Consider the following 10,974-nt stretch of genomic DNA (forward strand, 5'->3'; position numbering starts at 1 on the left):
CCCCCGCCCCAGGCCCCCAACCGCTACGGGCTCTACGGCGGACGGTCGCTGGGCTCCGGACACGCGGGCGTGGGCATGGAGCTGGGCTTCCCGTTCGTGTCCGCGCGCGGCGTGTACGGCGTCCTGGAGCACCTGGACCTGGGGCTGGGCGTGGACACCGTCTACGGCCTGATGACGGAGCTGCGCGCCAGCGCCCGCTTCACCCTGCTGGACAGCGACAACGTGAGCCTGGCCCTGGTGGTGGACGGCGGCCACGCGTTCTTCCTGCGTCCCCCGGACACGGAGGACAAGGGCGCGCGCTACCTGAGCGGCCGGCGCGACTGGAACGTGGCCCCGGGGCTGGTGGCGTCCTTCCAGGGTGACAGCCCGCGCGCGTGGAGGCCGTACCTGGACGTGCGCGCCCTCATGGCCTTCGACCTGGACCCCATCCAGAAGGATCCGCTGGGCGGCATCCCGCCCGCGTGGAAGCTGGATGCGTCCGTCCTCGTCCGGCTGGGCGCGGAGTTTCCCGTCGGAGAGAAGACGTCCTACGCTGTCTCGCTCGGCGGAGACTTCCGCAGCCGCTCCACGGACGCGGAGTTCATGCCCACGCTGTCCGTGGGCGTGGTGTCCACGCTGTTCTGAAAATCCCCCAACCCCTCTCGACCCGAGGTCATCTCATGCGCGGCAGTGTCATTGGTGCAGGTTCGTTCGGAACGGCGCTCGCCAACGTGCTCGCGGTGAATTGCGACGAGGTCCGCCTGTGGGGCCGTGAGCCCTCCACCGTGGAGGCCATCAACACCCTCCATGAGAACCCCACCTACCTCAAGGGCATCCCCCTCTCCGAGCGCGTGCGCGCGACGACGGACCTGGAGGAGGCGCTGGCCGGCTCGGAGATGGTGGTGCTCGCCACGCCCAGCCACGCCACGCGGGAAGTGCTCGCGCGCGCCAAGAGCTTCCTGCCCAGGAGCGTGCCGCTCGTCACCGTGTCCAAGGGCATCGAGAACGGCACGCTGCTCACCATGACGGAGCTGCTGGAGGACTGTCTGCCGGAGGAGTTCCACCCGTACGTCGCGGTGCTCTCCGGCCCCAGCTTCGCGAAGGAGCTGGCCCGCCGCATGCCCACGGTGGTGACCATCGCGTCGCACTGGGACAAGGTGGCCCAGCGGTGTCAGAAGGCGCTGCAGACGGACACCTTCCGCTCGTACACGTCCACGGACGTGGTGGGCGTGCAGTACGGCGGCGCGCTGAAGAACGTCATCGCCATCGCCGCGGGCATGGCGGACGGCCTGGGCATGGGCCACAACGCGCGCGCCGCCATCATCACGCGCGGCCTGGCCGAAATCACGAGGCTCGCGGTGAGGAAGGGCGCCAACCCGCTGACGCTCTCCGGCCTGTCCGGCATGGGCGACCTGGTGCTCACCTGCACGGGCGAGCTCAGCCGCAACCGCCACGTGGGCATGGAGCTGGGCAAGGGCCGCAAGCTGCCGGACATCCTCGCGGAGATGAAGGAGGTCGCCGAGGGCGTCAAGACGGCGAAGAGCGCGCGCGACCTGTCGCTCAAGACGGGCGTGGAGCTGCCCATCTGCGAGCAGGTCTACCTCATCGCCTACGAGGGCAAGAACGCCAAGATGGCGGTGGTGGACCTGATGACGCGCCAGCCGAAGTCGGAGCTGTCCGGCGTCTGAAGCGCGGGCTAGTAGCGGCGCGGCCTGGCTTCCGGGCCCGCGCCGCGCACGCGCCACACGGTGAGCCGCTCGGAGTTGGTGTGGCTCAGGACGAGCCCTTCCGTCTGCATCTCCTCCAGCAGGCGGTTCGTCTTGAGCCGGTCCAACCCGATGGTGCGGCCCAGCAGGTCTCCGGGCATGCCGCTGATGTTGTTGCGCAGCTCGTTGATGATGGCGCGCTTGAACTCGTTCTTCTGCAGGCCGTCCAGGTCCTGCGACCGCCACGAGGACAGGATGCCCCAGCCGATGAGCAGCAGCGTCACCACGGCGATGACCGGGTAGACGATGTGGCTGTTCTTCTCGAGCAGCTCGATGTAGCCGGTGGTGATGGAAGAGACAGGCCGGTCGTAGTCCGGCCCGGAGTCCTGTCCGGGCAGACCTTCGATTTGGGCCGTCAACAACGGGATGAGCAGTTTCAGCGCGGGAGCCAAGGCCCCCCGACTCTACGGGGAGGGCCCCCGCGCCGACAACCCGCCCACCGTCACACCACGCCGATGGACTCGGACGCACCCTCGGCGAACAGGGTGGTGTCCGCCTTGGCCAGGAGCGACGCCAGCCCGTCGCGCTTCACCGCGCTGATGGCCACGCCGCCCTTGGAGCGCAGCAGGGCCTCCACCTCGTCCTCGGACAGCTGGTCCGCCTTGTTCCAGACCATCAGGCGCGGCTTCTCCATCAGGCCCAGCGAGGCGAGGATCTTCTCCACCGCCTCCACCTGGTCGTCGCGCGCGGGGTCGCTCGCGTCCACCACGTGCAAGAGGAGGCTTGCGTCGTACAGCTCCTCCAGCGTGGCGCGGAAGGCCGCCACCAGGTCCTTGGGCAGGTCCCGGATGAAGCCCACCGTGTCGGTGATGATGACCTCGCGCTCCTGCGGGAAGCGCAGGCGGCGGCTGGTGGGGTCCAGCGTGGCGAACAGCTTGTCCTCCGCCAGCACCTCCGCGTTGGTGATGGCGTTGAGCAGCGTGGACTTGCCCGCGTTGGTGTAGCCCACGATGGAGATGACCGGCACCTCGCGCCGGTTGCGCTGCGCCCGGCGGACGCTGCGCTCGCGGCTGATGACGTCGATGCGGCGCTCCAGGTTGGTGATGCGCTCGCGCACGCGGCGGCGGTCGATTTCGAGCTTCGTCTCACCCGGACCGCGGCCACCCACGCCACCGCCCATGAGGCGGCTGAGTGAGTCATCCCCCTGCACCAGCCGGGGCAGCCGGTACTTCAGCTGCGCCAGCTCCACCTGCAGCTTGCCCTCGGCCGTCTGCGCGCGCTGCGCGAAGATGTCCAGGATGAGCTGCGTGCGGTCCAGGATCTTCAGGCTCGTCGCATCGCCGATGTGACGGCCCTGCGACGGGGTGAGGTCCTTGTCGAAGATGAGCAGGTCCACCATGGACTGCATGGAGCGCAGGTTCAGGTCCTCCAGCTTGCCCCGGCCGATGAGGTAGCGCGGATCCGCTTCCCGCTTCATCTGGAGCACGCTGTCCACCACCTCCACGCCCGCGGTGCGCGCCAGCTCCTTGAGCTCCGCGAGGGACGACTCCGCCCGGGCGCGGTTGCCGTCCAGGCACACCGCCACCAGGATGGCGCGCTCCTTCCCGGACACCGTGCGCGCGGCCGCGTTGCGGTTGAACTCCTCCTCCAGCGCGTCCAGCGTGGACAGGAGGTCCGGCTGCTCGCCGTGCACGGAGGGCAGGGTGGACACGTGCCAGAACTCACCCGTGCCGTTCTCCGGCACCAGGTAGGCCCAGTGCAGCACGCCGGGCAGGCCTTCGTGGCCCACGCCCACGGCCGCCACGCAGTCCAGGCGCAGCAGCGCGAGGTCCGTGAGGTCGTCCTTCGTGAGGGGTTCGCTCTTCAGGTGCGTGTGCACCAACCGCAGGCCACGCAGACGGATCTGCCCGGCGCGAGCACGGCCGATGTCCGGCAGCTCCAGCTTGTGGGCGTTGCCCACGACGACGTGCTCGATGTCGCCCTTGCGGTTGATGAGGACGCCCACCTGACGGTTGAGCTCGTGCGACAGCTCGGTGAGGTGGCGGGCAAGCTCCGCGGACACGATTTCGCGCGGATCCACGCGGCGGCGGAAGGTGTTGCGCAGCCGCTGCTGCTCGCTCGTCTTCAGGCCCAGGGTGTTGCCGTAGATTTCCTTCAAACCGTTTCTCCTGGCGCGGACATCGAAGCGTCCTCGCCGCATTCAAGACATTGGATGGACAGGGGCCGTCCGCGTTTCATGACAACCGCCCCGGTTTTCCGCCTGCCACGAAGCCTGGTGAACAACCGGCCGCGCGCGTCCTTTCCCGTTCCAGCCTACGCTGCCCGCCGTGACTGATTCCGCACGCAATGCCCTGCGCGGGGCCCGCCGCGTGGTGGTGAAGATTGGAACCAACGCGCTGACCAGCGCCACGGGCCGCTTCAACCGCGCCCACTTCGACGCGCTGGGCCAGGACCTGCTGTGGGCCGCCGGGGGCCGGGAACTGGTGGTGGTGTCCAGCGGCGCCATCGCGCTGGGCATGGAGCGGCTGGGGCTGCCCGCGCGCCCCCGGGACATCCCGGGCAAGCAGGCGTGCGCGGCGGTGGGGCAGAGCCGCCTGATGCAGGCGTACGAGGAGGCCTTCGGCCACGCGGCCCGGACGGTGGCCCAGGTGCTGCTCACCCACGAGGACGTGCAGGAGCGCCGGCGCTACCTCAACGTGAAGCACACGCTGGAGCGCCTGCTGGCCGCGAGCGTGGTGCCGGTCATCAACGAGAACGACACCGTGTCCGTGGATGAGCTGAAGTTCGGCGACAACGACACCCTGGCCAGCCTGGTGGCCGGCGTGGTGGAGGCGGACGCGCTGGTGCTCCTCTCCGACGTGGAGGGGCTCTACACCGCCGACCCGCGCAAGGACGCCGAAGCGCGCCTGATGCCCGCCGTGCCGCGCGTCACGGCCGAAGTGCTGGCCCTGGCCGGCGACGCCACCAGCGCGGTGGGCACGGGCGGCATGGCGTCCAAGGTTCGCGCCGCCGCTCGCGCCGCGGAGCTGGGCATCCCCTGCGTCATCACCTCCGGCGCGGTGCCCGGCCGCCTGCGCGGCGTGCTCCAGGGGGAAGAAGTGGGCACGCTCTTCGAGCCCGCCGGACGCCGCAGCGCGCGCACCGCATGGATCGCCCACGCGTTGAGGCCCCGGGGCCGGCTGGTGGTGGACGCGGGCGCGAAAGAGGCCATCGTCACCGGCAAGCGCAGCCTCCTGCCCAGCGGCGTGACGGGCGTGGAGGGGGACTTCGGCCGGGGCGACCCGGTGGACCTCACGGACGGCACCGGGACGGTGTTCGCCCGGGGGCTGTCCACCTACGACGCCAACGAACTCAAGCGCATCGCCGGGCGGCGGAGCGCGGACATCGAGGCGGTGCTGGGCTACCGCTACCTGGATGAAGCCGTGCACCGCGACGACCTGGCGGTGCTGTAGCCCCGGTCCGCGCAAGGGCCGCCTGGATGCCTAGATGGAAGAAGAGACCGTCTTCACGGTGCCGGACGCCGGCTCCGTGAGCCGCATCAGCGCGCGGAACTCCGGGGAGTCCACCTTCATCAGGAGCAGCGAGACCTCCAGCTCCCCCGGCACCCGGCCCAGCTGGAGCTTGCGCTCCTGGCCGTGCAGCAGGGCCAGCTGCGAGTGGCCTTCGCCTTCCGGCAGGGACAGGTCCACCTGGAGCTGGAACGAGTCGCCCTCGCCCTTGGGCGTGAGCACCAGCCGGTAGTCCGGGACCGTGGCGCCTGGACGGCGGCGCTCGGCGCGCAGCGTGCGGCCCGCCTCGCCCAGCAGCTTGGGCTGGGCGATCAGCCGGCCGTCGCGCCGGACCTCCAGCGCGAAGTAGAGCGGTTCGTTGCGGGCCTGCGCCGGGGTGGAGACGAAGGCCAGCAGCACCAGCGCCAGCCCGGGAAGCCACTTCTTCAGCAGGGAGGTGCGGTCCATGGTCGAGCCCTCGTCAAGCTTCAGTCCGCCGCGTCGGCCCCACGGCAGCCAGCAAAGCCTCCAGGAGGCCCGCTGTCGCTTCTCACCCAAATCGGCAATGTCCAAGGAATAACCCAGACGCGCGCCGAGTGCGAGCCCCACGCCCGGGGTTGTCTGCTGGCTTGCGGACGAAACGAGGGGTACATGGCGATACCTGCTTGCCTGTTCAGGTTGGGGCGGCTATCCCCCTTGGACGGAGCCAGCCCTCTTCGCTGTTCCCTTTCTGTTCGTTTCCAGCCCTGCCCCCTTCTCCCACCCCGGAAGTCCCCGGTCTCTTGATCTCCCGGGTCCTGTCCGCCATGGTCGTTGATCACCTGAATGGACCGCACGGAACGCATCCTTGATCTCGTGGCACTGCTGCTCGACGCGCGGGAACCCATCTCGTGGGCCGAGCTGCGTGAGCACTTCCCCGCGGACTACGGCGGGTCGGACGACGCCGCTGAACGCAAGTTCGAGCGCGACAAGGCGGAGCTCGTCGAGCTGGGCTTCCCCTTGAGCTACGTGCAGGGCGACGACGAGCGGCGCGACGGCTACCTCGTCGACCGCGACGTCTACTACCTGCCGGAGGCGGACCTCACGAAGGAGGAGCTGGCCGTGCTCTACGCCGCCGGCTCCGCCGCGCTGGCGTCCGGCGCGTTCCCCGGCCGCGACGACCTGGCGCACGCGCTGCGGAAGATCGGCTTCTTCGCCGGCGAATCCCTGCCCACCCCGCGCGTGCGCATGGAGCTGGGCACCGGCCAGCAGGGCCAGGAGAAGGAGGTCTCCGCCCGCCTGGAGCAGCTGTGGGACGCGTGCTCCGCGCACAAGTGGGTGCAGATCACCTACGGCAGCCCGCGCAAGGACGGCGTCACGGAGCGGCGCGTGGACCCGTACGGCCTCGCGCTCAGGCGCGGCGTCTGGACGCTGGTGGGCTACTGCCACCTGCGCCAGGGCCTGCGCACCTTCCACGTCCACCGCATCCGGGAGCTGAAGGTGAACACCGCCCGGCCGCGCACGCCGGACTTCGAGGTGCCGGCGGACTTCTCGCTGGACGCCCACGTGGCCTACTTCCCGTGGCAGTACCGCTTCCATGAGCCCCTGGAGGTGACGCTCCAGTTGACCGGGCCGCAGGCCTCGCGCGCGGGGTCGCTGTTCCCGGGCGCGGCGCTGGAGCCGGTGTCGGAAGGGGTCGTGCGGGCCCGCTTCCCGGTGACGTTCCTGGACGGGCTGACGCGCTTCGTCCTGTCGCTGGGGCAGGACTGCCGCGTCGAAGGGCCTCCGGCGGCGCGCGAGCGCCTGGAACAGATGGCCGCGAACATCCTGGCGAAGCACACGCCAGTCGAAGGCGAGCGGGTGAGCGCATGAGCAACGTCCACGAGCGGCTGCGCCGCCTGCTGTTCCTCGTCCCCTACGTCTCCAAGCACCCCGGCGTCACCGTGGAGGCCCTGGCCAGGGCCCTCAACATCAGCCGCGAGGACCTGCTGGAGGAGCTGGACCTGCTCACCTGCGTGGGCCGGCCGCCCTTCAACCCGGACGACTACGTCGACATCTACGTGGACAACGACCGCGTCTACGTGGACCTGGATCAGCGCCTGACCGCGCCGCCCCGGCTCACCGCCGGCGAGGCCGCGGCCCTGGCCGCCGCGGCGGAGCTGTTGCGCCCGGCCACTGGCGATGCGCTCCAGAGCGCCGTCACCAAGCTGGAGGGCATCATCCCGCCCGCGGCCCGCGAGCGCTTCCGGGACATGTACCGGAAGATCGACGCCTCCGCGGACGCGCCCCCGGCGCTGGGGCCGCTCACCCGCGCCATCCTGGAGCGGCTGGAGGTGACGTTCGGCTACGCCAGCCCCGGCCGCCCCACGGAGCCGCGCCGGGTGCGCCCCTATGAGCTGCTCAGCCACCGCGGCCAGTGGTACCTCCAGGGCTTCTGCCACACCCGTCAGGACGCGCGCCTGTTCCGGCTGGACCGCATGGAGGACCTGTCCGTCACCACCACGGCCTTCCAGCCCCCGCCGGATGCCCGCGCGGACGTGCCCAACCCGGCTCGCAGCGCCAGCGAGGCCTCCGTCCGGGTTCGCTTCACCCCGACGGCCGCACCCTACGTGAAGGAGCGCTTTGGCCCGGACGCCCGCCCGCTCGCCGACGGAGGGGTGGAGGTGCGGGTGGCCGGAGACAGTGAGCGCTGGCTCACGCAGTGGGTGCTATCCTTCGGCGGAGAGGCGGAGGTGCTGGAGCCGGCGAGCGCGCGCGCCGCCGTTGCCCGAGCCGTACATGCCTCGATAGGCTCCTAGGACGACATGGCCTTCCAACTGACGATCTCCGAGGGAAAAGACGCAGGCAAGGAGTTCGTCTTCGACCAGGACTCCGTGCTCATCGGGCGCACCTCCGAGTGCGACGTGGTGCTGTACGACCCTGGCATCTCCCGCCGCCACTGCCGCATCTTCAAGGACGGCGACGGCTACGCCGTGGAGGACCAGAAGAGCGCCAACGGCACGGTCGTCAACGGCACCCCCGTGCAGACGCAGAACCTGGCGGACGGCGACACGCTGACGCTGGGCCCGGTGACGTTCCTCTTCGCGATCGCCGCGGAGGACGCGCCCACCGGCGAGGACGAGAAGCCCGCGGAGGACGGCGCCAACAGCACGCGCATCGTCTCCCTCGACTCCCTGCGCAAGCAGCGCAACAAGAAGGCCGCCGCGGCGCTCGTGCCGGAAGGCGTGGACGAGGAGGACCTGCAGGGCATCCGCGCGGAGTCCACGCGCATGAACATGCGCGCCATCCGCCGGCCCACGTCCTCCGCCCAGCGCGCGGTGCCGCAGGAGCCGCCCCCGCCGGAAGACGACGCTCCGGCCGCCATCGAAAAGCCCGCCCCTTCCGCGCCGCCCGCGCGCCGCACCGGTTCGCAGTCCTCGCGCGCGGTGGCCCGCACGCCCCGCGCCGGGGGCTCCAGCGGCGGTGGCCTGTCCGCCGCCGAGCGCGCCCGCATCCGCCGTGAGACGCCGGGCCTGATGGCCAACCTGCGCCTGTTCTGGGCGGAGGCGAACTCCAAGGTCCGCGCGGGCGTGATGGCCGGCGGCGGCGTGGTGGTGCTGGGCCTCTTCGCGCTCATGTACTGGCTGGTGCTGGGCGGCGAGGCCCAGGTGCAGAAGGGCGAGGAGCCCGTGCGCCTGTCCAACCAGCCCATCACGGACTCGTTCGGCCTGGGTGACGGCGTCACCTGGAACCGGCCGGACATGAAGGTCTTCGAGTGGGAGTTCGTCGCCGCGACGCGAGCGGTGGTCATCCTCCACTACCAGGCCCAGGGCATCTCCAAGGACGAGGTGGTGGTCAGCGTCAACGGCGTGGACGTGGGCAAGGTGCCCCCGGACACGCTGGCCAGCCAGGAGCGCTCGCTGGAGCTGATGATCCCGCCCCAGCAGCTGCGCAAGGGCGAGCCCAACCGCATCATCTTCGACAACACCCGCAACCCGCCGGGCGAGGACACCTGGCGCGTGTGGAACGTCTGGGTGGAGCGCGCGCTCCTGCCCGAGCAGCTCTCCACGCAGCAGCTGCTCGCCAACGCCAACGACCTCTTCAAGAAGGGCCGCAAGAACTTCGACACGCCGGACATCGGCGCGCGCAACCGCTACGAGGCCTGGAAGGCCTTCCGTGAAGCGTGGCTGATGCTGGAGGCCCACCCGGATCCGAAGCCGGACCTCTACTTCGAGGCCCAGGAGCAGATGAAGCGCGCCCAGCAGGAGCTGGACCGCACCTGCTCCAAGCTGCTCTTGGAGGTGGAGGGCTACTACAACCAGGGCCACTTCAAGCAGGCCGCCTCCACGCTGGACCACATGCGCGAGTACTTCCCCGAGTACGACCAGCCGTGCGCCACGCGCGCGGAGAACAAGCGCATCGAGTACGGGCTGTAGCCCCTTCGTCGTCTGGTGGACGGTGCAACCCTGCCCGGGAGGCGGGCAGGGCCCGTCCCGGTTGCCGGTCCCTCCCCTCGTTCCCACCCTCAAGAGGGTCATGCGTGAGCGGGTGGGGGAGGAAGGTCGGACGGAGGGGTTGGTTCTGGCGGAGCCCCGGGCGGTGCGCTCGCCGGGGCCGGTGCCGGAGCACGGCCCTGTGTGGAGCCCCGGGGTGTCCCGGCGCCTGCTCGCCCGCTACTACCTGCCGCAGCACCACACCACCCTCCAGGGCAATGCGTGCCGGCTGCTGCGCGACGGCGTGGAGGCCTACCCGGAGATGCTGGAGGCCATCCGCCGCGCGCGCCGCTCCATCCGCCTGGAGACGTACATGTTCGTCACCGACGCGGTGGGCGAGCTCTTCGGCCAGGCGCTGGCGGAGGCCGCCGAGCGCGGCGTGCACGTGAAGGTGCTCTACGACGCGGTGGGTTCTTGGACCAGCCGCCGGAGCTTCTTCGAGGGGCTGCGCCAGCGCGGCGTGGACGTGCGGGCCTTCAAACCCTTCAGCCTCCAGCGCGGGCTGCGCCACCTGCTGCGCCGGGACCACCGGAAGATTCTGGTGGTGGACGGCCAGGTGGCCTTCACGGGCGGGGTGAACATCGCGGCGCACTGGGCCCCGGAGGGGCAGGGCGTGGCCTGGCGCGACGACGTGCTGCGGATTGAAGGCCCGGCGGTGCACGAGCTGGAGCGGCGCTTCCTGGCCACGTGGCGGATGATGTTCCGGGACCGCCTGAGCCGCCTGCGCCGGCGCATCCGCGGCGGGGCCCAGGCCCTGAGGGCGCTGCCCCAGAAGGGCGACGTGGGACTGGCGGTGCTGTCCAGCCGGCGCAGCATCCACCGCGCGTATCTGCACGCCATCCAGCGCGCGCGCAAGAGCGTGCTCATCGCGGCGGGCTACTTCGTGCCGGACCGGCGCATGGTGGCGGCGCTCAAGGATGCGGCGAAGCGGGGCGTGGAGGTGAGCCTGCTGCTCAACGGGGGCAAGAGCGACCACCCGTTCCTCGAGCATGCGACGCGCGCCTTCTACGAGCCGCTGATGGACGCCGGCATCCGCATCTTCGAGTGGCGCCGGGGCGTGCTGCACGCCAAGACGGCCGTGGTGGACGGGGTGTGGGGCACCATCGGGTCGTTCAACCTGGAACGGTTGTCCCTGGCCTTCAACCACGAGGTGAACGCCGTCTTCGCGGACCCCCGGCTGGGGCGTGACCTGGAGGACTCGTTCCGTCTGGATTGTGGCAACTGCCGCGAGGTGGACCTGGCCGCCTTCCGCCGCCGTCCCCTCTGGCAGAAGGCCGTGGAGCGGGTGCTGTACTTCTTCCGCAAGGTGCTCTGAGCGGCCCCGTAGGCCCGGGGGCCAAGGCAACCGTC

At 70.7% G+C, this 10,974-nt stretch carries 10 protein-coding genes; 7 read left to right on the top strand and 3 right to left on the bottom strand.

Going from position 1 to position 10,974, the window contains the following annotated elements:
* A partial coding sequence (locus D7X96_RS26805) for a hypothetical protein (protein WP_120550293.1) occupies positions 1-624 on the top strand: 624 nt, incomplete at its 5' end.
* A 35-nt stretch (positions 625-659) separates the two neighbouring features.
* On the top strand, positions 660-1,667 hold the full coding sequence (locus tag D7X96_RS26810) for an NAD(P)H-dependent glycerol-3-phosphate dehydrogenase (protein ID WP_120550292.1): 1,008 nt from the start codon (positions 660-662) through the stop codon (positions 1,665-1,667).
* Positions 1,668-1,675: 8 nt separating this feature from the next.
* Here the strand turns inward: D7X96_RS26810 and D7X96_RS26815 are convergent, their stop codons facing one another.
* Both D7X96_RS26815 and hflX read right to left on the bottom strand, forming a co-directional pair.
* Positions 1,676-2,137, bottom strand: a complete 462-nt coding sequence (locus tag D7X96_RS26815; protein ID WP_233610162.1) for a hypothetical protein — start codon at positions 2,135-2,137, stop codon at positions 1,676-1,678.
* A 50-nt stretch (positions 2,138-2,187) separates the two neighbouring features.
* Complete coding sequence (hflX, locus tag D7X96_RS26820; protein ID WP_199747213.1) at positions 2,188-3,843, bottom strand: GTPase HflX; 1,656 nt, start codon at positions 3,841-3,843, stop codon at positions 2,188-2,190.
* Between the two features lie 169 nt (positions 3,844-4,012).
* On the opposite strand from hflX, the gene proB reads away from it, so the two are divergent.
* Positions 4,013-5,137 carry a glutamate 5-kinase gene (gene proB / locus D7X96_RS26825; RefSeq protein WP_121771056.1) on the top strand — a complete coding sequence of 375 codons (1,125 nt, stop codon included), beginning with the start codon at positions 4,013-4,015 and terminating at the stop codon, positions 5,135-5,137.
* Positions 5,138-5,167: 30 nt separating this feature from the next.
* Here the strand turns inward: proB and D7X96_RS26830 are convergent, their stop codons facing one another.
* Positions 5,168-5,641, bottom strand: a complete 474-nt coding sequence (locus tag D7X96_RS26830; RefSeq protein ID WP_199747215.1) for a hypothetical protein — start codon at positions 5,639-5,641, stop codon at positions 5,168-5,170.
* Between the two features lie 357 nt (positions 5,642-5,998).
* On the opposite strand from D7X96_RS26830, the gene D7X96_RS26835 reads away from it, so the two are divergent.
* The 4 genes from D7X96_RS26835 to D7X96_RS26850 all read left to right on the top strand — a co-directional run bounded on the left by D7X96_RS26835 (position 5,999) and on the right by D7X96_RS26850 (position 10,939).
* Positions 5,999-7,024 (top strand): helix-turn-helix transcriptional regulator, encoded by a 1,026-nt coding sequence (locus tag D7X96_RS26835; protein WP_120550289.1) that lies wholly within the window; start codon positions 5,999-6,001, stop codon positions 7,022-7,024.
* A complete protein-coding gene (locus D7X96_RS26840) occupies positions 7,021-7,950 on the top strand; it encodes a helix-turn-helix transcriptional regulator (protein ID WP_120550288.1) in 930 nt (309 codons plus the stop codon). Before D7X96_RS26835 ends, D7X96_RS26840 begins: the two co-directional genes overlap by 4 nt.
* Positions 7,951-7,956: 6 nt before the next feature.
* The gene (locus D7X96_RS26845) at positions 7,957-9,567 is read left to right on the top strand and encodes an FHA domain-containing protein (RefSeq protein WP_120550287.1); all 1,611 of its coding nucleotides are present in this window, start codon (positions 7,957-7,959) and stop codon (positions 9,565-9,567) included.
* Positions 9,568-9,667: 100 nt separating this feature from the next.
* Positions 9,668-10,939, top strand: a complete 1,272-nt coding sequence (locus D7X96_RS26850; RefSeq protein ID WP_121771057.1) for a phospholipase D-like domain-containing protein — start codon at positions 9,668-9,670, stop codon at positions 10,937-10,939.
* Positions 10,940-10,974: the final 35 nt, after the last annotated feature.

The sequence above is a fragment of the Corallococcus interemptor genome (assembly GCF_003668875.1).
Lineage (GTDB): Bacteria > Myxococcota > Myxococcia > Myxococcales > Myxococcaceae > Corallococcus > Corallococcus interemptor.